This window comes from Archangium lipolyticum, assembly GCF_024623785.1.
Taxonomy (GTDB): Bacteria; Myxococcota; Myxococcia; order Myxococcales; family Myxococcaceae; genus Archangium; species Archangium lipolyticum.
This window is the reverse complement of record NZ_JANKBZ010000004.1, coordinates 99,022-122,969: the sequence shown is the minus strand read 5'-3', so window position 1 is coordinate 122,969 and position 23,948 is coordinate 99,022. Positions and strand designations below refer to the sequence as shown.

The 23,948-nt window shown below is 69.0% G+C and carries 17 protein-coding genes; 10 read left to right on the top strand and 7 right to left on the bottom strand.

All coding sequences use genetic code 11. The annotated features are described in order from the left end of the window. Positions 1 to 24 precede the first annotated feature (24 nt). The 4 genes from NR810_RS10635 to NR810_RS10620 all read right to left on the bottom strand — a co-directional run bounded on the left by NR810_RS10635 (position 25) and on the right by NR810_RS10620 (position 7,507). Positions 25 to 1,671, bottom strand: coding sequence for a DUF4215 domain-containing protein (locus NR810_RS10635; protein WP_257450947.1), 1,647 nt, complete (start codon positions 1,669 to 1,671; stop codon positions 25 to 27). 8 nt (positions 1,672 to 1,679) lie between these two features. Next, complete coding sequence (locus tag NR810_RS10630; RefSeq protein ID WP_257450945.1) at positions 1,680 to 2,702, bottom strand: peptidase associated/transthyretin-like domain-containing protein; 1,023 nt, start codon at positions 2,700 to 2,702, stop codon at positions 1,680 to 1,682. A gap of 5 nt (positions 2,703 to 2,707) precedes the next feature. Further along, positions 2,708 to 5,575, bottom strand: a complete 2,868-nt coding sequence (locus NR810_RS10625; RefSeq protein WP_257450943.1) for a serine/threonine-protein kinase — start codon at positions 5,573 to 5,575, stop codon at positions 2,708 to 2,710. Positions 5,576 to 5,794: 219 nt separating this feature from the next. Continuing rightward, positions 5,795 to 7,507, bottom strand: a complete 1,713-nt coding sequence (locus NR810_RS10620; protein WP_407653767.1) for a GTPase — start codon at positions 7,505 to 7,507, stop codon at positions 5,795 to 5,797. Between the two features lie 193 nt (positions 7,508 to 7,700). On the opposite strand from NR810_RS10620, the gene NR810_RS10615 reads away from it, so the two are divergent. Then, complete coding sequence (locus NR810_RS10615; protein ID WP_257450940.1) at positions 7,701 to 9,629, top strand: S8 family peptidase; 1,929 nt, start codon at positions 7,701 to 7,703, stop codon at positions 9,627 to 9,629. A gap of 60 nt (positions 9,630 to 9,689) precedes the next feature. On the opposite strand, the gene NR810_RS10610 is transcribed toward NR810_RS10615, so the two are convergent. Next, positions 9,690 to 11,468, bottom strand: a complete 1,779-nt coding sequence (locus tag NR810_RS10610) for a monovalent cation:proton antiporter-2 (CPA2) family protein (RefSeq protein WP_257450938.1) — start codon at positions 11,466 to 11,468, stop codon at positions 9,690 to 9,692. A gap of 151 nt (positions 11,469 to 11,619) precedes the next feature. Here NR810_RS10610 and NR810_RS10605 point away from each other — a divergent pair, with 151 nt between their 5' ends. From NR810_RS10605 to NR810_RS10565, 9 genes are all read left to right on the top strand, one after another. After that, entirely contained in the window at positions 11,620 to 12,792 is a 1,173-nt protein-coding gene (locus NR810_RS10605; protein WP_257450936.1) for a two-component system sensor histidine kinase NtrB, read from the top strand. A gap of 165 nt (positions 12,793 to 12,957) precedes the next feature. Continuing rightward, positions 12,958 to 14,637, top strand: coding sequence for a methyl-accepting chemotaxis protein (locus tag NR810_RS10600; protein WP_257450932.1), 1,680 nt, complete (start codon positions 12,958 to 12,960; stop codon positions 14,635 to 14,637). 27 nt (positions 14,638 to 14,664) lie between these two features. Next, positions 14,665 to 15,870 carry a two-component system sensor histidine kinase NtrB gene (locus NR810_RS10595; RefSeq protein WP_257450930.1) on the top strand — a complete coding sequence of 402 codons (1,206 nt, stop codon included), beginning with the start codon at positions 14,665 to 14,667 and terminating at the stop codon, positions 15,868 to 15,870. Beyond that, entirely contained in the window at positions 15,842 to 17,224 is a 1,383-nt protein-coding gene (locus NR810_RS10590; protein WP_257450928.1) for a sigma-54-dependent transcriptional regulator, read from the top strand. The genes NR810_RS10595 and NR810_RS10590 overlap by 29 nt, the downstream gene beginning before the upstream one ends. 113 nt (positions 17,225 to 17,337) lie before the next feature. Continuing rightward, positions 17,338 to 18,990 carry a chemotaxis protein CheA gene (locus tag NR810_RS10585; protein ID WP_257450926.1) on the top strand — a complete coding sequence of 551 codons (1,653 nt, stop codon included), beginning with the start codon at positions 17,338 to 17,340 and terminating at the stop codon, positions 18,988 to 18,990. A 25-nt stretch (positions 18,991 to 19,015) separates the two neighbouring features. Next, complete coding sequence (locus NR810_RS10580; RefSeq protein ID WP_257450924.1) at positions 19,016 to 20,686, top strand: methyl-accepting chemotaxis protein; 1,671 nt, start codon at positions 19,016 to 19,018, stop codon at positions 20,684 to 20,686. A gap of 9 nt (positions 20,687 to 20,695) precedes the next feature. After that, a complete protein-coding gene (locus tag NR810_RS10575; RefSeq protein WP_257450922.1) occupies positions 20,696 to 21,217 on the top strand; it encodes a chemotaxis protein CheW in 522 nt (173 codons plus the stop codon). Between the two features lies 1 nt (position 21,218). Continuing rightward, positions 21,219 to 22,142: a CheR family methyltransferase gene (locus NR810_RS10570; RefSeq protein WP_306818099.1), complete on the top strand. Its 924-nt coding sequence runs from the start codon at positions 21,219 to 21,221 to the stop codon at positions 22,140 to 22,142. Between the two features lie 3 nt (positions 22,143 to 22,145). Further along, positions 22,146 to 23,216, top strand: a complete 1,071-nt coding sequence (locus NR810_RS10565; RefSeq protein ID WP_257450920.1) for a protein-glutamate methylesterase/protein-glutamine glutaminase — start codon at positions 22,146 to 22,148, stop codon at positions 23,214 to 23,216. Between the two features lie 15 nt (positions 23,217 to 23,231). Here NR810_RS10565 and NR810_RS10560 read toward each other — a convergent pair whose 3' ends face one another. Both NR810_RS10560 and NR810_RS10555 read right to left on the bottom strand, forming a co-directional pair. Continuing rightward, positions 23,232 to 23,465 carry a carboxymuconolactone decarboxylase family protein gene (locus NR810_RS10560; RefSeq protein ID WP_257450918.1) on the bottom strand — a complete coding sequence of 78 codons (234 nt, stop codon included), beginning with the start codon at positions 23,463 to 23,465 and terminating at the stop codon, positions 23,232 to 23,234. Between the two features lie 129 nt (positions 23,466 to 23,594). Further along, the gene (locus tag NR810_RS10555; protein WP_257450915.1) at positions 23,595 to 23,837 is read right to left on the bottom strand and encodes a carboxymuconolactone decarboxylase family protein; all 243 of its coding nucleotides are present in this window, start codon (positions 23,835 to 23,837) and stop codon (positions 23,595 to 23,597) included. Between the last annotated feature and the right edge of the window lie 111 nt (positions 23,838 to 23,948).

Genomic DNA, 23,948 nt, shown 5'->3' with positions numbered 1-23,948 from the left:
GGGGAGATTGACGACCCTGGCTCGCTAGGGCTGGCAGGTTCCTTTCACCTGACCCGGTGGAATGGTGCACTTCTGGGAATTGCAGTCCTCGTTACGCTTGCACCCCGTATTCGTGGGGCAGTCATAGCCGAAACCACGGGTCAGCCGTTCCGCGAAGAAGCCGCCAACAGGAACAGACTCCGTGATGTTCTTGCCCTCGTCAATCCGGCCTGCGGCCCTGTACTCGAGCATTACGACATTCCAAGAACGGCCGGATACACGCCAGTCGAAGCCGTTGTTTTCATTGTATTGATGATTGATGGCATGCTGGATGGCTTCGGCAACACTGTCGGAGTCTTGCCAGTCTGCGATGGCTATTCTGATGTTGCCGTCTGTTTTCTTGTCGTTATTGTCGAACTCAAAGACCCGCTCGTTTTCTAGACCCTTGTTGAAGGTAATCTTTGAGCCATCGGTGATTGTATCGGCTGGCACGCCGATGATACGTCCGGTTGCGCTGGTTAGATCCTGGTTCCTTTTGCAGTCGTTATTGCAGGTGCCGCACTCTTCCTTGTTTCCGTCGTCACATGCTTCGCCTGCGCTGATGTTCGCAATGCCGTCACCGCACTGATTCCACTTGCAGTTGTGATTGCAGTTCGCGTCTAGCCCGGGTTCGCACTGCTCTTCGCCACTGGCATTCACGTATCCATCACCACAACGAGCCAATTGGCACGAGTCTGTGCATCCATCCCCGTTGTCTTTGTTTCCGTCGTCGCACTGCTCTCCGGCACTGGTGTTCACGATGCCGTCGCCGCACAGAGCCAGTTGGCACAAAGCCGTGCAGCCATCCGTGTCGACGGCGTTGCTGTCATCGCATTGTTCTCCGGCACTGGTGTTCACGATGCCGTCGCCGCACTTGTTCGTCGTGCAGTTGAAATTGCAGGTCGGCGAGCTACCGGCGGGTCCGGGATCGCATGATTCGACGCCCTTGTGCAGGAACCCATCTCCGCACCTGGCTGGATGGCAGGCGACGCAATTGTCGGTGTTGTCACTGTTGTTGTCTTCGCACACCTCGCCAGGGTCGAGTTTGCTATTGCCGCATTGTTCGCCCGAGCGGCAGTCGGCACTGCACCCATCACCGGTGGTGTTGTTCCCGTCGTCGCACACCTCGCCAATGGCGGTGTCCACGACCTTGTTCCCGCATTGTTCGTTGGACAGGCAATCGGCGTCGCAGCCATCGCCATTGGCCCTGTTCCCGTCGTCACATACCTCGCCGGCAACCTTGTCCACGATGGTGTTCCCGCAGAACTCACTCGAGAGGCAGTCGGCACTGCAGCCATCCCCATTGATGGTGTTGCCGTCATCGCAGGCCTCTCTACGGGTGACGCCCCCCTCCGACGTGAGGTCGATGACGCCATTGCCACAGCTCTCGTCCGACTTGCAGGTCTTGCTACAGCCGTCCCCGTCTTCGATGTTGCCGTCATCGCAGGTCTCGCCGGCCTGGACGACGCCATCACCGCAATCATCCTTGATGCACGCGGGCTGCCTGGCGGCGCACCTCTGTCCGGAGGGGCAGACGAGCTCGGGCGGACAGTCCACGCTCTCGGGGGTGAGGCAGGCCGCGAGCGGCAGGAGCAGGAGCGCCAGTGGGAGCAGGGGCGCTCGACGAACAGGGGGAAGGGTCTCGCGTTTCATCGTGCACCTCAAAAGCGGAACGTGGCCAGGACGCCGTTCGTGTCACCGCCGAGCAGCGGTGTGACATCCACCGCATGGTTCGGCTTGTTCGGGTCGGTGCGGTGGGCCTGGGGTTGATTGAGGATGAGCAGCACCGCGCCGGTGACGAGCGCGGCTCCGCCAATGCCATATGCGCCGAAAGCCGCCCGCTGCAGGTTGTCACCCCGGGTGCGCAGGGCGGCGAGGTCCGGCTTGTCCCTCATCGAGCATCCGCCACACTCCCGGATTCCGGCGTCGAAGGTGTCGTAGCTCTGGCTGGTCTGGAGTTGGAGCAGACCTCCGCCCGCGGCGACCGCCATGCCCGACCCCACCACCGCCCAGGGCATCCAGACGGGCCAACGCCGCTTGTACACGGTGCACTCCTCGACGGTGCACATCTTGAGGTCGAGGGTGAGCTGCTCCCCGGGCATGAAGGTCCGGCTCATGTCCGTGGGCAGGTAGCCTTCCTTGGTGGCCACGAGGCTGTGCGCGCCAGGACGCACCATCCCCACGTAATGGCCGGGGGCCGTGAACAGCGGCTGTCCATCCAATGTCACGATGGCGCCAGGGGTGTCGCAGCTGAACTCCACCCGGGTGAGCTGCTTCTCGATGAGGGCCTTGTAGGTGCGGGCGTACTCGTACTTCTCCTCCTCGAGGGGCTCGGGGCCGTAGCGCATCGCCGACTCCAGGTGCTGATGGGCCTCGACCGGCTTGTCGAGATTCATCAGGGCCAGCGCCAGGTTGTAGTGGATGGCTGGGTGCTTCCAACGTTCCAGGGCCTGGGTGTACTTCTCGCTGGCCTGGCGGAAGAAGGACTCCTTCAGGAGTCCGTTGGCCTCGCGGAACAGGACATAGGCCGCGTCCTGGTCTTCCTGTGGCACGTTCCGGGACCAGGGGAGCGTCGCTTCCGTTTCGGGTCTGGTGCCTGGCTTGTTGGGCGTGGCCGCCGACGCCGTCCACGGCGAGTGCATCAACACCATCAGGGCCAGGCCGAGCGCGGCTCCGTTCCTCATTCCTCTCACTGTCGTGCCCCCTTCAGGTTCTCGATGACCGGGCCGAGCCGGTCATTCAGCCGCTTGTTGCGCTCCCGCTCCTTGCGCAGCAGTTCCTCGAGCTCTTGCGCCGCCTTGAGGGCGGCCGCCTTGGCTTCACGCGCCTCCTCCGCGCTCAGCTCGGCGCGTTTCTTGGCGCCCCTGGCGCGCATCTGCGCCTCGCGAGCCCTCTTGAGCGCGGACAGCAACTCGTCGTTCTTGCTCAACAGCTCCTCGTTGGCGCGTGCCACCTGGCTGGCGGCCTCCTCCGCCGCCTGCTGGGCCTTGCGCGCCTCCTCCGCCGCCTTCTGGCGCTCCAGCTCCTTGGCCTGCACCTCGACCAGGTGCTGCTTCGCCTCCGCCTCGGCGGTGCGCGCCGTCGCTTCCGCGTTGCGTGCCACCGTCTCGGCCTGCCTCGCCGCCTCCGCCTGCCGCTCCGCTTCTCGCTGGGAGTTGCGGATGACCACCAGCGCCACCGCCGCCGCGACCACCAGCAGCGCCAGGAACACGGTGGAGCCGATGAGCAGCGCCCGCCTCAGGCGCGTGGCCCGCTTCGCCTGGGAGGAGACCGCCTCGAGGAAGTCCTGCTGCAACCGCGGCAGCTCCCCGCGATAGCGGCGCTGGAAGCGCTGCGCCTCCTCCACCATCTCTCCGCGCCACAGCAGGTTGCCGTCGAAGTTCTTCGCCTGCCACTGGCGGGCCGCGTTGCGCAGCTGCTCCAGGAAGCCCGCGTCCTCCTGGCCCTCGTCCAGCCAGCGGCGCAGCGTGGGCCAGCTGTGGAGCAGCGACTCGTGGACGATCTCCACCGTCGCGCCCGTGGCGCCACTTCCCGTCTGCACGACGAGCAGACGCGCCTGGACGAGGTGGTCGATGAGCCGTTGCATCTCCCCCGTGTCCTTCGTCAGCTCACGCAACTCCTCCAGAGAGACGATGGCGCGCGTACGCTCGGGGGTGACCAGGCGCAGGAAGAGCGCGCGCACCAGCGTGCGCTCCTGCGTGGACAGGGAGGCCAGCACGCTGTCGGCATGGCTGGCGAGCGCTCCGGCGATACCTCCAATGGACTTGTAGGCGCTCTCCGTGAGCAGCTTGCGCGAAGGGTCTCTTGCCTCCCACAGCTGGGTGGCGGCGAACTGCAGCAGGGGCAGCGCGCCCTGGGCGGACTCCAGGTGCTCCAGCATGTTGTCCACCATCGCTGGAGTCTCGAAGCGGTAGCCGGCCATCTCCGCCGGCTGCACCAGCGCGTCGCGCAGGCCGTCGCGGCTGGGTGAGGACAGGAAGTAGAGGCCCTGGCTCAGCTCGGCCATGAAGCGCTCGTCTTCCGGCACCCGGTCCAGGAAGTCCGAGCGGATGGAGAGCACCACGCGGATGGGCGAGGTGGCGTCGTCCGCGATGCCCGACAGGCACGCCGTGAAGGCCAGTCGGTCCTTCGCGTCCGGCACCAGGGTGTAGAGCTCCTCGAACTGGTCGACGAAGAGCAGGATTCTGCGGTGCTCGCGCCGGGCGCGGCTGCGCAGCACGCTGCCCACGAAACCGGGCTCGGCGCGCAGGCGCTCCACGAGCATCTGCTGCTCCCGGATGTCCTCCTCGATGCTGGGCGAGGAGCTCACGAGCGGCGCCACCACACCCGCCAGCGCGGACAGGGGACTGCGGCCAGGGCGGATGACGAGCGACTCCCAGGGCGTGCCGGAGCGCTTGAGGACGGGCAGGACGCCGGCGCGCACGAACGAGGACTTGCCCGTGCCCGAGGGGCCCACCACCGCCAGCAGCGGCTGGTCGTTGATGCGGTTCACCAGGGCCGTGATTTCACGGGTGCGGCCGAAGAAGCGGTTCGCATCGGCCTCCTGGAAGGAGCTGAGGCCGGCGTAGGGGCTCTCGTCGATGCGCAGCTCGCCGCGGCCGTAGCGCCCAGGCAGGAAGGGCTCCAGGGCGCGCAGCAGCGATTGCGCGTCCGGGAACCGCTCCTCCTTGTGCTTGCGCAGACACCGGTCGACGATGTCGGCCAGCTCCTTCGGAACGTCCGGCGCCACGGTGCGCAGGGCGGGCATCGGCTCGTCGAGCAAGCCTGTCACCGCCAGCTGCGGGCCGCTCATCGTCCCCAGCGGATGCTGGCCCGCGAGCATCCGGAACAGCATGATGCCCACGGCCCAGATGTCCGTCCGGTGGTCGATGGGCACGCCGTTGCCCCATTGCTCCGGGGACATGTACGCCATCGTCCCCAGGATGGCGCCGCGGCGGGTGAGGTCTCCGGCCTCTCCGTCGAGCAGCCTCCCCACGAAGGTGTCCGAGGCGTTGCCGACCGCGGCGGGCTGCTCCTCCTCCTGCAACACCTTGGCGATGCCGAAGTCGAGCACCTTGATGCCGCCCGAGTCCGTCACGAGGATGTTCTCGGGCTTGAGGTCCCGGTGCACGATGCCCTGCTCGTGGGCGCACACCAGGGCCCGCACCACCGGCACCATCAGCTCCACCGCGCGCGGGGCCGGAGTCCGCTGGCCCGCCACGAGCTTCTTCAACGGCTGGCCCTGGAGGAACTCCAACACCATGAAGGGGCTGCCCGCGTGCTCGCCGACCTCGTAGATGATGACGATGTTCTCGTGGCTGCACCGTGCCGTGGCCCGGGCCTCGAGGATGAAGCGCCGGGTGAGGTCCGCGTCCTGGGTGTGCAGGAACTTGATGGCCACGCGGCGGCCCAGCCGCGTGTCGCGGGCGAGGTAGACCGTGCCCATTCCTCCACTGCCGATCTCCCGGATGAGCTCGTAGTGCTGGATGCGCGTGCCGGGCCCGAGCTCGTTGTTGGAAGGGCCCGGGACTCCGGTGGGCGGAATCGAGCGCAAGGCACTGCTGTGGTTCTTGATCATGTCTGGCTGCCTCCCCAGGACAGTCAGAAACGCGATGGGAGTGGATGCTCGTCGATGCTCCCGGAGGCGCGATGGAATGAACCGCCGGAGTGCGAGAGATGGACAGGGCTTCGAGCGTGAGTCTTGCCTGTCTGATTTAGAGCAACAACGGCAACATGATGGCCATACCCCTGCCCCCCTGCCTACCCCGGACGCGGGTACAGAGTTTCTGTCTGTTGTTTAGCGGAATCGTAAGATGTTACGGGCGGCTTCTCGCTCTTTGAGAAGGCTTTCCTGGATGGACTCTCCCAGCCTGCCCCCGAGCGCCCCCAGGAGCGCGACGAAGCGCTCGAGGCCCGCGCGGCGCACGGCGCGGGTGGTGCCCGCCAGACTCAACGAGGTGAGCAGCGCCCCCGCCCCCGCGAGCAGCGCGAACAGGGCCCCCGCGTTGAGGAAGTAGTCCACTCCCAGCAGCGGGCCCTCCACGTACGCGCGCACCACGCGGTAGCCCACGTGGCCCATGAGTGCCAGCAGGGGCAGGTTGACCAGGGGCAGCAGCAGCCAGCGCGCCGTGCGCCACCAGCGCGACACCGTCTCGGCCACCGCCGTGGTGAGCGTGTAGCGCCAGGCGCTCGCGCGCGCCGACCGCAGCTCCGCCAGCAACGTCTCCACGTCCGGCAGGCCCAGCGTCTCCGGCGATAGCCCGCTCGCGTGCGCCAGACTCCGCGCCTCCACCAGCGCGGTGCGCGCGGCCGACTCCACCGCCAGGTCGTCCTCGAAGGGCTCCACCACCGCCGTCTCCGCCGCTCGCGCCCGCGTCCTGTCCCGCACCGCGTCCAGCACCGTCGAGGTCGCCGCCACCGCCAGCCCCACCGGCAGGCTCCGCCGCGCCACCAGCGTCGCCGCTCCCAGTCCCCCGGCCCCCACGTACGAGAGCCGCATGCCCCACGCCGCCGGGCCCCAGAAGCGCCCCGCCGCCTGGCTCCGCACCTCCGAGCCCAGGTGGCCCTGCGCCAGCCCCAGCCGCCCGTCGAAGTCCGCCTTCAGCGACTCGGAGGCACGTGCGAGGCCCGACTCCAGCGCGCCCCGCGTCCGCGCCAGCGTGTCCTCCGTCTCCTTCAGCGCGCCCTCCACCCGTGTGGTGATTTCCTCCAACACACCCCGGGCGTTGGTGCGCCGCACCCGCTCGGCCACCGTCTGCGTGGCCAGGGATTTGAGATGGAAGAGCAGGGCGCCGAACTCGCCCGAGGGATCCTCCCCCCGCTGCGCCGCCCGGGCGCTGATGGCGAAGACGGGCACGGACTCCAGCGGCAGCCCGTACTGCTCCGCCGCCAGCCGGCGCGACTGGGATTTCAGGGCCTCACGTGACTCGGGGGACAGCTCGTCCGCGAAGTTGACGAGCAACACGAGTGCCCGGCGCCGGGCGAACTCGGAGAGGAACTCCACCTGGGTGGCCTCGGCCACGCTCCCCCGGTGCATCACCACGAGCGCCACGTCCGCGCGCTCCAGGGCCGCTCGCGCCACCTCGCGGTGCACGGTGGCCACGCTGTTGAGGTCCGGCGTGTCGATGAACACCTGGCCGCTCCACAGCCCCCGGGGGCCCGGCGTGTAGCGCACCACCTTCGCGCCTGTCTGGGCCAGGTCGTCGAGCCCCGCGCCCTCGGGGGCGAAGAGGGTGGCGGCGGAGCTGGTGGGGCGGTCCTCCCCCTCGCGCGCGAGCGACTGGCCGGCCAGCGCGTTGAGCAGGGTGGACTTGCCCGCGCCCGTGGCGCCGACGAGGGCCACGGAGAGGGGGGCGTCCTTGCGCTCCAGGCCGCGCGCGTAGTCCCGCAGCAGCCGCTCGAGCCGGGCGGCCTGGGGTTTCAGCGCGGGCAGCGCCAGCGCGGCGGAGAGGAGGGGCTCGAGTTCCTGGGGGTCGGGCAGGGTGTCCACGGGCCCCAGCCTCGCCAACACGCGCGCTCCTGCCCAGCACTGAATTCGGGCGAGCTTCCGCCAGCGGGCATTTCGCTCCGAACCCGGAAGGTCTCGAGTCCGTCAAGACAATTCCAAACAAAAATCCATGTCAGACAGGCATGCCAGTGTGCTTCGCGGCGCGGACGCCAGTCGTTCCCGCGCCGTTGCATCACCCACGAAATGAGGGCAACGCATGCAAGCTGTATTCAAGGGACGCATCCTGCACACCCTGGCGCTGGGCCTGTCGCTGACGGCCATTCCCGACGCGCAAGCCGCGGCGAAGGAGCTGGTGCCGCGCGCCGCCGCGGTGAAGTCCCGGGGCGCCGAGCTGCCTCGGGGCATGTATGTGGAGCGTCTGGTGGTGAAGTTCCACGAGGGCACCCGGGTGCGTCCGCGCGACGGCCGGCTGGTGGCCCTCGCCTCCGAGCGCGGCCCCGAGGAGCGCTCGCTCCTGGCTCGCCGCGGACTCGATGACGCGCGGCTCGCCAGGGATCTCTCCTCCGCGTCGGACCTGCTGGCGCGGGTGCCGCGCGCGGGCGCCCCGACGCGTCTCTTCAAGCAGGACGAGGCCTCCCTGGCCGAGCTCAAGCGCTCGGGCGAGGAGCGCGGTGGCCGCCAGCTGGCGGACCTGGGCCTCTACGTCGAGGTGCCGCTGCTGCCCGGCACCACCGCCGACGGCGTGCAGGACATGATCGAGCGGCTCAATGCCCTGGACAGCGTGGAGGTGGCCTACGCCGAGCCTCCCGCGGAGCCCGCGATGGTGGGCTTCGGCTCCCTGCTCGCCTCGGGGCTGCTGGCGGCGGCCGACATCCCGCCCGCCACGTCCAGCTACGAGAGTCGCCAGGGCTACCTGGACGCGGCCCCGGGTGGCGTGGACGCGCGCTACTCCTGGACGGTGCCCGGCGGCAAGGGCGCGGGCGTGCGCATCGTCGACGTCGAGGGCGGCTGGAACACGGCCCACGAGGACATGCCCGGCCTCTTCCGCATGGGCGGCACCCAGTACTCCGATCTCTCCTGGCGCAACCACGGCACCGCGGTGCTGGGTGAGATGGTGGGCGCGCCCAACGGCTACGGGGTCACCGGTATCGCCCACGAGGCCTCCGCTGGCTACGAGGGCATCGGCGGCCAGAGCACCGCGAGCGCCATCGCCAACGCCGCGGCCGCCGTGGGCCGCGGGGGCGTGGTGCTCATCGAGCTGCACGCCCAGGGCCCCGCCGACAGCACGGCCTGCACCTGCAACACCACCCAGTGCAACTACATCGCCATGGAGTACTGGCAGGCCAACTTCGACGCCATCGCCACCGCCACCGCCAATGGCACCCACGTGGTGGAGGCCGCCGGCAACGGCAGCGTCAACCTGGATGAACCCGTGTACGGCAACCTCTTCAACCGCGCGGTCCGCGACTCGGGCGCCATCCTCGTGGGCGCCAGCACCGCCACCACCCGCGTCCCCATGTGCTGGACCAACTTCGGCTCCCGCGTGGACGTGCACGGCTGGGGCGAGCGCGTGACGTCGCTGGGCTATGGCGACCTGTTCGGCTCCGCCTACGGCGAGAACCAGTACTACACCTCCTCCTTCAGCGGCACCTCCAGCGCCTCGCCCATCGTCACCGCCTCCGTGGCCAACCTCCAGGGCGTGGCCCTCGCGCGCGGCAAGGGCGCGTTGGAGCCGCGTTACGTCCGGAGCCTCCTCGCCTCCACGGGCACCCCGCAGGCCGCCGACTCCCGCAACATCGGCCGTCTGCCCAACCTGCGGCAGGCCATCGCCCAGCTGCCCGAGTTCACCTGGTCCCAGGCGGGGGCCCTCCCGGGCCAGTCCTGCGTCCACTTCCTCGAGACCTCGGATCCCCATGCCTGGACGGACAACTACCTGTGCTCGCCCGTGAACCACGGCCTCCAGTGGAGCAGCGCCGGGCCCATCTCCGGCATGCGCTGCACGCAGATCCACGAGGCCTCCGAGCCGGCCGAGCACACCTGGACGGACAACTACCTCTGCGTGCCCACCAGCAGCCCGTTCCAGTTCTCCTGGTCTTCCGCGGGCCCCATCGCCGGCATGCAGTGCACCCAGGTGTACGAGGACGCGGATCCGCACACGTGGGACGACAACTACCTCTGCTATTGAGGTAGGGCATTGCTGAAGGGGAGGGCGGCTCGTCCTGGAGGCGGGCCGCCCTTCCGCCGTTCAAGCGGGCTTCTTCTGCTCGTCCTTCTCGAAGATCTCCTCCAATTCCTTGCGCGCCTGGTTCGCCATCTCGACGAGCTTCTTCTCGTCCCGGTGGTGCTTGTAGGTGGCCAGCAGCAGGGCCTCGTCGTGCTCGCGGAAGCGGTCCAGCGTGGTCTTGGTCTGTGACCAGGTGAGCCCCAGCTCCTGTAGAATCTCTCCCGTCATCTCCAGGCTGCCCGCGTACGTCTCGCGCATGACGTGGGTGATGCCCAGGTTCAGCAGCCCGTAGGCATGCTGCCGGTTGCGGGCCCGCGCGAAGATGGTGAGGTGCGGGAAGTGCTGGCGCACCGTCTCCGCCGTGCGCAGCGACGCCGCCACGTCGTCGATGGCCAGCACGAAGAGCTTCGCCTTGTCCGCGCGCGCGGCCCGCAGCAGCTCCAATCGCGAGGCGTCGCCGTAGTGGAGCTTCGTGTTGCCGAAGCGCTTGAGGAAGTCGATGTGCTCGGGGCTGGAGTCCAGGGCGGTGAAGCCGATGCGCTTGGCGCGCAGCAGCCGGCCCACCACCTGCCCCACGCGTCCAAAGCCCGCGATGATGACGGGATGGTCCTCGTCGGGGGCCACGTCGAACGCGCGCTTCTCCGTCTTGTGGAAGCGGGGCCGGACGAAGCGGGCATAGAGGACGAAGAGCACCGGGGTGACGGCCATGGAGAGGCTCACCACCACCACCAGCAGATCCGCCAGCTCGCGCTCCATCACCCGGAAGCCCACCGCGAGCCCGAAGAGGACGAAGGCGAACTCACCGCCCTGTGAGATGACCACCGCCATGCTGAGGGCGGGCTCGTCGCTCTTGAAGGTCCACTTCCCCAGGGCGTAGAGCACCAGCGCCTTGAGCAGCACCAGCCCGAGCACCAGCGCCACCACGCGCACGGGGCCGCTGGCGAGCAGGCCGATGTTCACCGACATGCCCACCGCGATGAAGAAGAGGCCCAGCAGCAGGCCCTTGAAGGGCTCGATGTCCGCCTCCAACTCGTGGCGGTACTCCGAGTCCGCCAGCAGCACGCCGGCCAGGAAGGCCCCGAGCGCCATGGACAGCCCCACCTGGCTCACCAACAGCGCGGTGCCCACCACCAGCAGCAGCGCCGTGGCGGTGAACAGCTCCTGGCTGTGCAGCGAGGCCACGAAGCGGAAGAGGGGCCGCAGCACGTAGCGGCCTCCCAGGATGACTCCGGCCAGCACACCCACCACCTGGAGCGCCGACACCCACCCGGGCTGCGTCGCGCGCGTGATGGGCTCCCCGAGGAAGGGCAGCAGCGCCAGCAGCGGGATGACGGCCAGGTCCTGGAAGAGCAGGATGCCGAAGGCGGCCCGCCCGTGCTCCGTGGGCAATTCGTTCTTCTCCGCCAACAGCTGCAGGGCGAAGGCCGTGGAGGACAGCGACAGCCCCAGCCCGGCGATGAGCGCGGTGGGCAGCCGCAGCCCGAGCAGCAGCCCCACCCCCGCGAGCAGGGCCCCCGTGGCCACCACCTGCACCCCGCCCAGGCCGAACACCGACCGGCGCAGCTCCCACAGGCGCGAAGGTTGGAGCTCCAACCCGATGACGAAGAGCAGCAGCACCACGCCCAGCTCGGCGAAGTGGAGGATGTTCTCCACGTCCGAGATGAGCCCCGCTCCCCACGGTCCGATGACCACGCCCGCCGTCAGGTAGCCGAGGACCGAGCCCAGGCCCAGCCGCTTGAAGAGGGGAACGGAGACGACCGCGGCGGCCAGGAAGACGAGGGCCTGGTGCAGGAAGGACATGTGGCCTTCTTGGCATGGCCGCTCGGCGGTGGGCAATCCCAGGTCCCCTCCCCAGCGGGCGGACGGGCAGGTGGGAGGGACCCGCCCCCTTCCAGCGGTTCATCTTCTTCTCATGCCGCTTCACCCGTTCTGCCTCCCAGACAGGCTCTCCGTGACGACGGAGGAGACATCCCTCGAGGGGCTGTGCCGCTGTGACCACGGCGTGTCTCCCTTCACGGGCTTCGAGACGCCCGCCAGCCTCGACCGCGACGAGGGCTTCCGGCTCCTGGTCGAGAGCGTGGAGGACGCCGCGCTCTTCATGCTCGACCCCGACGGCCGCATCGCGAGCTGGAACGGGGGCGCCGAGCGCATCAAGGGCCATCGCGCCGAGGACATCCTCGGGCGGCACCTCTCCGTCCTTTATGCCGAGGAAGACGTCGCCCAGGGCCGGCCCCGGTGGCTGCTGCGCGCGGCGGAGGCGCGGGGCAAGGCCCGGGACGAGGGCTGGCGGGTGCGCGCGGACGGCTCGCGCTTCTACGCCCACGTCGTCCTCACCGCGCTGCGCGGCCCCGGTGGTGAGCTCCGCGGCTTCGCCAAGCTGACACGCGACGTCACCGCGCGCCGCGAGACCGAGGCCCGGCTCCACGAGGCGTTGGAGTCGCTCCGGCGCAGTGAATCCCTGTCCAGGGTGGGCGAGCTCCTGGCGGGGGTGGCCCACGAGGTGCGCAACCCCCTCTTCGGCATCTCCGCCACGCTCGACGTCCTGGAGGCGCAGCCCGGTCATCCCCAGGTGACCGCGCACTCCCTCTCCCTGCTCCGGCGCGAGGTGTCACGCCTCAACGTGCTCATGCAGGAACTGCTCACCTACGGCCGCCCTCCGAGCACCGAGCTCCAACCCCGCATGCTCTCCAGTGTGCTGGACGCGGCCATGGACGCCACCGCCGCCCTCGCCCACGAGCGTGAGGCACGCGTGGAGTTGCACGTGGAGCCCGGCCTTCCCCCCGTGCCCATGGACCCGGGGCGGCTCACCCAGGTGTTCCAGAACCTGCTCGCCAACGCGCTCCAGCACTCCCCGCGCGGTGGCACCGTGTGGCTCACCGCACGGCGCCTCGTGGACGACGGGCCCCCCCGGGTGGAGTGTGTGGTGAGGGATCAGGGTCCCGGCTTCCCAATCGAGGAGCTGTCGCGCGTCTTCGAGCCCTTCTACTCCCATCGCCCAGGGGGGGTGGGTCTGGGCCTCCCCATCGTCCAACGTATCGTGGAGGAACATCGTGGCTCGGTCTCCGTGGGCAACCGGCCCGAGGGGGGCGCCGAGGTCCGCGTGTGTTTCCCTTCGGGGGAATGAGTCCGTCCAGAATCCAGACTCCAGACTCCAGCCGTCGGATCCCAACCGCACGTGGGAGGGCCCCGGGTGTGGTTCCGGGCGTTTGTCGCCTGCCGGATGCTGGCGTAGGGATTGCTCTTGACGCGAGCGGGTGCGGCCCGAGCCGCCATCCGCCCGGAGTGTGCGGTGACCGTCAAGAAATCGCTCATCATCATCCATTCTCTCTACGTGCTTTTCCTTTTCTCCCTCATTGCGGTCTCCGTCCTCTTGTTCCGAGGGGCGCAGCGGGCCCGGGAGCAGGAGTACATCCGCTATGCCTCGTACCAGGTGGCCGATGAGCTCCGTCAGTCGTCAGACGACCTGACGCGGTTCGCGCGCACGTACGTGGTCACCGGCGACGCCCGGTACGAGCGCATGTACTGGGATGTGCTCGCGGTTCGCAACGGCGAGAAGCCACGCCCCGATGGTCGGCGGATCTCCCTGGTCCAGATGATGAAGGAGCTGGGGTTCACCCAGGAGGAGCTTGGCAAGCTCTCCGAGGCGGAGCGCAGCTCCAACGCGCTCGTCAGGACCGAGTCCATCGCCATGAACGCCGTGAAGGGGCTCTACGAGGACGGCAGCGGAAACTTCACCGTCCACCGCGAGCCGGCTCCCTCCCTGGCGGCGCGGCTCATGCACGACGAGGCCTATCACGCGAACAAGGCGACCATCCTGCGGCCCATCGACGAGTTCTTCTCGATGCTCGACAGGCGCACGCAGGCGGCCGTCGAGCGGGAGACGGAGCGGGTCGAGACGTTCCTGGCGCTGCTGTTCGTGCTCATCACCGCGTTCGCCGTGCAATTGGTCATCAGCGCGATGATGACCCGGGGGATTCTCCGGAAGCTGGGAGGCGAGCCGGACCACGTCGCGGAGATCGCCCGCCGGATCTCCGAGGGAGACCTGACCATGACCCTCGATACCCGGGGCGCTCTCGAGGGGAGCCTGCTGCAGGTGATGAAGCGCATGTCGGAGAAGCTGGCGCAGGTCATCGGCGAGGTGCGAGGGGGAGCAGCCGCGCTCGCGGAGGCCTCCTCGCAGGTCTCCGCCTCCAGCCAGTCCCTCTCCCAGGGGACCAGCGAGCAGGCCATCAGTGTGGAGGAGACGACGGCCTCGCTCGAACAGATGTCCGCCACCCTCACCCAGAACAGCGAGAACCACCGCCAGATGGAGCAGATGGCGGTGAAGGGGGCGCGCCAGGCGGAGGAGAGTGGCCAGGCGGTGAGGGAGACGGTGGGGGCGATGACCGCCATCGCGGAGAAGATCTCCATCATCGAGGAGATCGCCTACCAGACGAACCTGCTGGCGCTCAACGCGGCCATCGAGGCGGCGCGCGCGGGCGAGTATGGCAAGGGGTTCGCGGTGGTGGCCACCGAGGTGAGAAAGCTGGCCGAGCGGAGCCGGACGGCGGCCCAGGACATCTCCCTGCTGGCCAGTGGCAGCGTGAAGGTGGCCGAGCGGAGCGGACAGTTGCTCGGAGAGCTCGTCCCCTCCATCCAGAAGACGGCGGCGCTGGTCCAGGACATGGCGGACGCCAGCCGCGAGCAGTCCACGGGCGTGACGCAGATGAACCGCGCCATGATGCAGGTGGACCAGGTGACGCAGCGCAACGCCTCGGCTTCCGAGGAGCTGGCGAGCACCGCCGAGGAGCTGTCCGCCCAGGCCGAGGCGCTGCGGCAGCTGGTCGCCTTCTTCAAGGTGGGCACGGGGAATGACCTGTCGGTCACCCCTCCTCCGCGGGTGATGCCCACCCGCCCGGCCCCTCTCGCCCCGGTGCGCAACCAGGCGGTGCGCGACGTGGCGGCCGATCGCATCTTCAAGGCGTATTGACCTTCCCTCGACGGTTCATCTCCCTCCATGTCGACCCATTCACATCGACCCCTGGACCGTATCTGCGCGATGTCCGGTGCGCGGCTCCCCTGTGAGCTCCTGAATCCCGACCACGAGGGCTGTGGCGAGGGTTTCCGGCTCCTGGTCGAGAGCGTGGAGGACTCCGGCCTCTTCATGCTCGGGCGGGATGGACGCACCGCGAGCTGGAACGCGGGCGCCGAGCGCGTCACGGGCTACCCCGCCAGGGAGGTCATCGGGCGGCACTGCTCGATGTTCTTCCTCGAGGAGGACATCACCGCGGGCCTGCCCCAGCGGCTGATGGACGAGGCGGAGGCCCAGGGCAAGGTGCGGGACGAGGGCTGGCGGTTGCGGCAGGATGGCTCGCGCTTCTACATCCTCCTCTTCCTCACCGCGCTGCGGGAGCCGGACGGCGGGCTTCACGGCTTCGCGGGGGTGGTGCGCGACATCACCGCCCGCCGCGAGACCGAGGTCCGGCTGCGCGAGGCGCTGGACTCGCTGCGCCGCAACGAGACCCTGCACCGGATGGGCGCGCTCGTGGCCGGCGTGGCCCACGAGGTGCGCAATCCCCTCTTCGGCATCTCCGCCACCCTGGATGCCTTCGAGGCGCGCTTCGGCCCATCACACGAGCACGCGCCCTACGTCTCCATGCTCCGGCGCGAGGTGTCGCGCCTGCACCAGCTCATGCACGGGCTGCTCACCTACGGCCGCCCGCGCACCACCGAGCTCCACCCCTGTACGCTCTCCAGCGTGCTCGACGAGGCCGTCGCAATCACCGCCCCCCTCGCCCACGAGTGCGAGGCGCGCGTGGAGCTGCGGGTGGCTCCGGACCTGCCTCGTCTTCCCATGGACCCGGGGCGGCTCACCCAGGTGTTCCAGAACCTGCTCGCCAACGCGCTCCAGTACTCCCCGCACGGCGGCACGGTGCGGCTCATCGCCCGGAGGAGCGCCGACGAGTATGCCTCCCAGGTCGAGTGCCTGGTGATGGATCAGGGTCCCGGCTTCCTGCCCGAGGAGCTGCCGCGCGTCTTCGAGCCCTTCTACTCCCAGCGCCCAGGGGGGGTGGGTCTGGGCCTCTCCATCGTCCAACGTATCGTGGAGGAACATCGTGGCTCGGTCTCCGTGGGCAACCGGCCCGAGGGGGGCGCCGAGGTCCGCGTGTGCCTCCCTGCCGAGGGGGCGCTGAATGCAGCGACGGATTCTGGTGGTCGATGATGAGCCGACGGTCCGCTTCGGCATCCGCCACTTCCTCGAGGCGCACGGAATGGAGGTCGTCGAGGCGGAGGGCTGCCGCCAGGCCCGCGAGCTCTTCCGCGGCTGCCGGCCGGACCTGGTGCTTCTCGACTACCGCCTGCGGGATGGCACCGCGCTCGACCTGCTCCCGGAGATGCGGGCGGTGGACCCGTCCATCCCCGTCTTGGTGCTCACCGCGCATGTCTCCATCGACACCGCCATCCAGGTCATCAAGCAGGGCGCGGAGCACTTCCTGCCCAAGCCGGTGGAGCTGTCCACCCTGCTGATGATGGTGGAGCGCCTGCTGGAGGCCCAGCGGACGCGCCGCCAGCAGCAGGCACTCGCCGCGAGCTGTCCCGAGGCCCTCAACCCCTTCCTCGGCCAGAGCCGCGCCATCCGCGAGCTGGAGTCCACCGCGCGCGCCGTGCTGGACAGCGACAGCCCCGTCCTCATCCAGGGGGAGACGGGCAGCGGCAAGGGCGTGCTCGCCACGTGGCTGCACCTGCACGGCCCCCGCGGCGGAGGCCCTCGGGTCCAGCTCAACTGCGCGGGGCTGTCACCGCAGTTCCTCGAGACGGAGCTCTTCGGTCACGAGCGCGGGGCCTTCACCAGCGCCGTCAGTCGCAAGCAGGGCCTGCTGGAGGTGGCCCACCGCGGCATCGTGTTCCTCGACGAGATTGGGGACATGGACCTCCAGGTGCAGCCCAAGCTGCTCAAGGTGCTGGAGGAGAAGCGCTTCCGCCGGCTGGGCGAGGTGGAGGACCGCTCGGTGGACGTGCGCCTCATCGCCGCCACCCATCAGAACCTGGTCGAGGCCGTGCGCGCCCACCGCTTCCGCAGCGACCTGTACTTCCGCATCAGCACCCTGCCCCTGTTCATCCCCGCGCTGCGCGAGCGGCCCGAGGACATCCTCGTCATCGCCCGGGATATGCTCGCGCGGCTCTCCCGCGAGCTGGGACGCCCCGGGCTGGATCTGTCACCCACGGCGGAGGCCGCCCTGCGCTCCTACTCGTGGCCCGGCAATCTGCGCGAGCTGCGCAACGTGTTGGAGCGCGCAGTGCTGCTCTCCTCTACCCCCGTCCTGCGGCCGGACGACCTGCGGTTCGACCATCTCCTCGCGCGAGCTCTCGCTCCCTCCCCCGTGGAGCCAGGAGCCGCTCTCTCCTCCGGGCGCTCGGAGCTGGACCTGACGCTGCGGGAGGTGGAACGCCGCCACATCGAGCGGGTGCTCGCCGACGAGGGCGGGCACGTGGAGCGGGCGGCCAAGCGTCTGGGCATTCCGCGCAGCTCGCTGTACCAGAAGCTCAAGCGCCTGGGCCTTTCGTCCAAAATCTAGAATCTAGAATCCATGTTTTGGATCCGGGTCGTCGTTGAGCAACCCCTGTTTGTGATTCCAGGGAGTTGTCCACCAGCGGACATTGGCGTGGGGATTGCTCTCGACGCGGGGAGATGAAGCCCGAGTTGGAGAAGGTCCACGCTGTCTTCCTCACCGAGACGGAGGAGCAGCTTACCAGCCTGGAGCAGGACCTGCTCGCGCTCGAGGCGTCTCCCGGTCCGGAGACCTTGCGAGCCGTCTTTCGCACGGTGCATACCCTGAAGGGCGGAGCGGCCGTCATGGGCCTCTCCGAGGCGGTGGAGCTGGCGCATACGCTCGAGGACCTGCTCACCCGGCTGGAAGCGGGCGCGCTGGTGCTGCACTCGGGACTGGGCACCCTGCTGCTTCAGTCGGTGGACGCGATGCGCGAGCTGGTGGGCCTGCGGCCCGTGGCCGAGCCCGACCTGCGTCTGCCGGCCAGGGACGTGCACGCCCTGCTCGACAGCACGGTGAAGGCCGCCCGGCCCATGGCCCCGCCCTCGGGAGGGGGTGGCATGGAGCGTGTCGCGCGGGAGTCCGGCTCCGAGCAGTCCGAGCCCTCTCACGCCCGCGAGCGCACCCTTCGCGTGGGATTGGACCGGCTGGACCGGATGCTGGACATCACCGGGGAGATCGCCATCGCGCGTGGGCGCCTCACCTCCATGCTCGTGCAGGCGCACCGCTACACGCCTCAGCAACTGCTGGAGGCGCACCGCGAGGCGGACCGGCTCTACCTGGACCTGCAGGAGCTGGTGATGAAGGTGAGGATGGTGCCCATCGGCCGCACCTTCCAGCCCTTCACGCGCACGGTGCGCGACCTGAGCATGGCCACCGGCAAGCTGGTGCGGTTGGAGGTGAGCGGCGAGGACGTGGAGGTGGACACCACCGTCGCGGAGCTCATCCGCGATCCACTCACCCACCTGGTGCGCAACGCGATGGACCACGGCCTGGAGAGGCCGGAGGTGCGCCAGGAGCGCGGAAAGGATCCCACTGGCACGCTGGCCCTGCGCGCCTTCCACGAGGCGGGCACCATCGTCATCCAGGTGGCCGAGGACGGTGCGGGGCTGGACCGGGACCGCATCACCGCCCGGGCGTGTGAGCGCGGACTGCTGGGCCCCGACGAGCAGCGCTCCGACGCGGACCTCTTCGCCCTCATCTTCGAGCCGGGCTTCTCCACCGCTGAGCGCATCACCGAGCTGTCCGGCCGCGGCGTGGGCATGGACGTGGTGAAGCGCAACGTGGAGTCGCTGCGCGGCACCATCTCCGTGGACACCTCGCCCGGCCAGGGCACCACCTTCAGCCTGCGCCTGCCGCTCACCCTCTCCATCATCGAGGGCTTCTCCGTCGGGGTGGGCGAGGAGACATACGTCATCCCGCTGGAGAACGTGCTCGAGTGCGTGGAGCTGCCACTGGACGAGCGCCACCCCGGCCGCACCGGCTTCATCAACCTGCGCGGCGAGCCGTTGCCGTACCTGCGCCTGCGCGAGCACTTCCAGCTCGGTGGCGAGCTGCCTCCCCGCGAGAACATCGTCGTCATCGGCCATGGCCTGGGCAAGGCGGGCATCACCGTGGACACGCTGCTCGGTCAGGGCCAGACGGTCATCAAGCCCCTGGGCAAGCTGTGCCAGGGATTGCCCGGGCTGGCCGGCTCCACCCTGCTGGGTGACGGCCGGGTGGCCCTCATCCTCGATGTACCCGCACTCCTGCAACAGGCCTTGAGGGCGGCGCAGCCCGCCGCCGCGGCCTGAGACTCTTCACCCCCCAGAAAGCACCATGACCTGGTTCTACGACCTGAAGATCTCCTTCAAGCTGCTGCTCGCCTTCCTCTTCTTGAGCTTCCTCAACCTCCTGCTGGGGGTCTTCGCCATCGTCCAGCTGAGCAAGATGAACGAGGCGACGGATGAGGTGACCGACAACTGGATGCCCAGCATCGCCTACGTCTCGGACGCGAACACCGACACCTCCGACTTCCTCATCTACGAGCAGCAGCACGTCCTCGCGACCGATGCCGCCCAGATGGCCCAGTTGGAGCGGGACATGCGGCGGGAGCTGGAATCCGTCGAGAACAACTTCAAGAAGTACGAGCCGTTCATCTCCACCGAGGAGGAGCGGCGCTTGACCACGGAGTTCCGCGCGCTCTGGAAGGACTACCTGGAAGAGCACGAGAAGATCCTCGCGCTGTCGCGCTCCAATCAGAAGGAGGAGGCTCGCGCCTTCAGCCAGGGCCGCGCGCAGCACACCTACGAGTCCGCTTCCGACAAGCTGGAGGAGCTGGTGGACTTCATCCTCAAGGCCTCTCAGAAGGCGTCGGACGATTCGGATGCCACCCATGACCTCGCGCGAGGGTGGATCCTCTCCGCCATGGGGGGCAGCTTCCTCGTCGGCCTGCTGCTCAGCGTCCTCCTCGCCCGGGTCATCTCCCGGCCGCTGAGCAACGCGCTTCAGGTGGCGGACCGCCTCTCCGAGGGGGATTTCACCGTGCGTATCTCCTCGGAGACGCAGGACGAGACGGGGCGGCTGCTGACGGCCATGCAGCGCATGGTGCAGAAGCTCGCCGAGGTCATCGGCGAGGTGCGCGAGGGCTCCGATGCGCTCGCCTCGGCCTCCGCGCAGGTGTCCGCCTCTTCTCAGAGCCTGGCGCAGGGCACCAGCGAGCAGGCCAGTAGCGTGGAGGAGACCACCTCCAGTCTGGAACAGATGACGGCCAGCATCACGCAGAACAGGGATCACAGCCGGCAGATGGAGCAGATGGCCATGCAGGGCGCCCGGGACGCGGAGGAGAGTGGCCGGGCGGTGAAGGAGACGGTGGAGGCCATGAGCTCCATCGCGCAGAAGATCTCCATCATCGAGGAGATCGCCTACCAGACGAACCTGCTGGCGCTCAACGCGGCCATCGAGGCGGCGAGGGCGGGAGAGCACGGCAAGGGCTTCGCGGTGGTGGCCACGGAGGTGCGCAAGCTGGCCGAGCGGAGCCAGACGGCGGCGAGGGAGATTTCGGGGTTGGCCTCGGGCAGCGTGAAGGTGGCGACGCGCTCGGGAGAGCTGCTGACGGAGCTGGTGCCCTCCATCCGCAAGACGGCGGATCTGGTGCAGGAGGTGGTGGCGGCCTCGGGGGAGCAGTCCAGCGGCGTGGCGCAGATGAACAAGGCGATGGCGCACGTGGACCAGGTGACGCAGCGCAACGCGTCGGCCTCGGAGGAGCTGGCGTCCACGGCGGAGGAGATGTCGGCCCAGGCGGAGGCGCTCAACCAGCTCGTGTCCTTCTTCCGCGTGCCCGATGGGGGGCGCACCTCCCGGCCGGTGCAGCGTCTTCCGGTCCAGAAGGCTCCCACCGCGCACGGGCTGAAGGCCGTGGCGAATGGGCTCGGGGTCGTGGCTCCGGCTCCCCGTGTTTCCATTCCCGCCGCGCTCCCGGATGAGGACCGCGAGTTCAAGCGCTTCTAGGTGCCAGCCATGAGCGAACAGACATCGGCCACCTCCACGCAGTACCTCAGCTTCATCCTCGCCGGAGAGGAGTACGCGCTCGGCATCCTGCAGGTGAAGGAGATCATCGAGTACGACACGGTGACGCGCATCCCTGGAGCCCCGGTCTGGGTGAGGGGCGTGTTCAACCTGAGAGGCAGCGTGGTGCCCGTGGTGGACGTGGCGGTGAAGCTGGGAATGCCACCGGCCACGCTGACGAGGTGGAGCTGCATCGTGGTGGTGGAGGTGAAGCTGGGCGGAGAGCGGCTCGTGCTGGGGCTGCTGGCGGATGCCATCGGGCAGGTCATGGAGCTGGCGCCCGGAGAGGTGGTGCCGCCACCGGCGTTCGGCGCGCCGGTGCACGTGGACTACCTGGTGGGGATGGGGCGGCCCGGCGGGGGGAAGAAGTTCGTGCTGCTGATGGACATCGACAAGGTGCTCAGCAGTCAGGAGGTGCTGGTGGCCAGCACGCTGAGAACCCAGGCGGAGACGCCCATCCAGAAGGAGCCGTGACCTGATTTCAGGACATGAAGAGCGCGGCGGGTCCAACCGGGAGGACCAGGAGCCCGCCTCCTTTCACGAGCCCTCGGCGCTCACCGAGCGGGAGTTCCTCGGCTACCAGAAGCTCGTCCATCGCGAGGCGGGCATCTGGCTGTCGGAGGCGAAGCGGGCGCTGCTGATGGGCCGGGTGGCGCGGCGGCTGCGCGAGCTGGGTGGACTGTCTTTCGGTGCCTACCTGAAGCGGGTGGAGGAGGACGAGGCGGAGCGGGTGCGGCTGCTGGACGCGCTCTGCACGCACGAGACGCACTTCTTCCGCGAGCCGCGGCACTTCGAGCTGCTGGAGCGCGAGGTGCTGCCACACTGGCGCGCCCAGAGGGACACCGGCAATGGCGAGGGGCGGCGGGTGCGGGTGTGGAGCGCGGGGTGCTCGACGGGGGAGGAGCCCTTCACCCTGGCCATGGTGCTGCGCCACCACCTGCCGGCCGAGGAGGGCTGGCACATCGACATCCTGGCGACGGACCTGTCCACCCGCATCCTCGAGCAGGCGCGCCGGGCGCTCTGGCCCTTGGACAAGTCACGGGAGATTCCCAAACCCTACCTGCGCTACATGCTGAAGGGCACCGGCAGCCAGGAAGGGCGCATGAAGGCGGGCCCCGAGCTGCGCTCGCTGGTGCGCTTCCAGCGGGTGAACCTGAACGACGGCCACGGCGTGGTGGGGCGCTTCGACCTGGTCTTCTGCCGCAACGTCCTCATCTATTTCGACGCGGCCTCGAAGGCCCGGGCGTTGGAGCGGCTGGTGGAGCACCTGTCACCCAGGGGACTTCTCTTCCTCGGGCACTCGGAGAGCCTCACGGGGCTCGGGTGGAAATTCCGCACGGTCATGCCTACCGTGTACGCGTTACGGGCTCTGGCCGGGGAGGCCGCTCCGCGCGGGTGATGCATGACTTCGGTATTGCGCGTGCTGGTGGTGGATGACTCCGCGGTGGTCCGCCAGGGGGTGCTGATGCTGCTGGCGCGCGAGCCGGGCCTGGTGGTGGAGGTGGCGTCGGACCCGCTCATCGCGCGGCAGAAGATGAAGAGCCACCGGCCGGACGTGCTCCTGCTCGACCTGGAGATGCCACGCATGGACGGGCTCACGTTCCTGCGCGAGCTGATGCGCGAGGAGGAGCCGGTGCCGGTGGTGGTGTGCTCCGGGCTGGCGGGACCGGGCTCGGAGATGGCGGTGCGGGCGCTGGAGGAGGGGGCGGTGGAGATCATCTCCAAGCCCTCGCTGGGCGTGGGAGACTTCCTGCGCGAATCGAAGGCCCGGTTGCTGGAGTCACTGCGGGGCGCGGCCAGGGCGCGTTCCCGCCTGGCCCGGCGGGCGGCATCCGAGCCCGAGGTGGCACGGCAGCCGGAGCGGCCGGCGTCCACGCTGCTGTCGGTGACGACGGACAAGGTGGTGGCGGTGGGGGCCTCGACGGGAGGCACCGAGGCGTTGCGGCAGTTCCTGATGCCCATGCCTCCGGACTGCCCGGGCATCGTCATCGTGCAGCACATGCCGGAGCAGTTCACGACGGCCTTCGCGAAGCGGTTGAACGAGCTGTGCCGCATCGAGGTGAGGGAGGCGGCGCCGGGAGACCGGGTGCAGCAGGGCAGGGCGCTGATCGCCCCGGGCAACCGGCACCTGCGGGTGAAGCGCAGCGGCGGGTACTACCGGGTGGAGGTGCTGGATGGGCCGCGGGTGTCGGGGCACATTCCGAGCGTGGACGTGCTGTTCCACTCGGTGGCGCGAGCGGCGGGAGCGAACGCGGTGGGGGTGCTGCTGACGGGGATGGGCGATGACGGGGCGGACGGGCTGCTGGCGATGAGACAGGCGGGAGCGGCGACCATCGCCCAGGACGAGGCGAGCTGCGTGGTGTTCGGCATGCCGCGCGCGGCCATCGAGCGCGGAGCGGTGGACGAGGTGTTGCCAATCTCCCGCATCGGCGAGTCCGTGCGGCGCAAGGCCTGGCAGACGCGGGCGCCCTGAGCTCCTCCCCGCCGCCTACTCCTCCTTGCCGGCCGGCGGGCCCGCATAGCCCTCCTGGGCGAGCCGCTCGGCACTGCGCTGGTAGACCTCGACCGGGTGCTCGCGCACGCCCATGGCGTCGTTCCACCGGTTGTAGAAGTTGAACAACGAGCACACGGTGATGGCGTCGTAGAGGGCCTCGTCCGTCCAGCCCTCCGCCTTCACCACCTCCACGTCCTCGCGTTGGATGCGCTCCGACTCGCGATTCACCTTCTCCACGAAGCGCAGCAGGACCCGCTCGGCCTCCGGAATCGGGGCCGTGTCGAGGTCCTCCAGGACCGCTCGGACCTTGTACTCATCTCCCAGCAGCTTCGCCGCGACCGCGGCGTGGGAGTCCGTTCAATACACACACTGGTTGCGCCGCGAGGTGAAGGCGGCGATCAGCTCGCGCATCCCGGCGGAGAGCGGCGAGGGGCCACGCATCGCCACCTGGGTGAGCTGCGCCAGGATGTTCGTCATCTCCGGTTTGAACGCAAACAAGTGCCAGATGCCCGCGGGTGGCTGGCCCTGTTCCCGAGCACGGCGGATCAGCTCCGAATAGGGGCTCGTCCCTTCGTGCTTCTCCACATCCTCGAGGAACATGCACTGCCTCCGTTGGAGGACAAGAGGGCTCTCTTGTCTTCTTCTGAACTCCCAGTGTAGCACGTGGAACGGAGGCGCCGAGTTGCATGGAGGGTGGGCGCCTGACAGAGG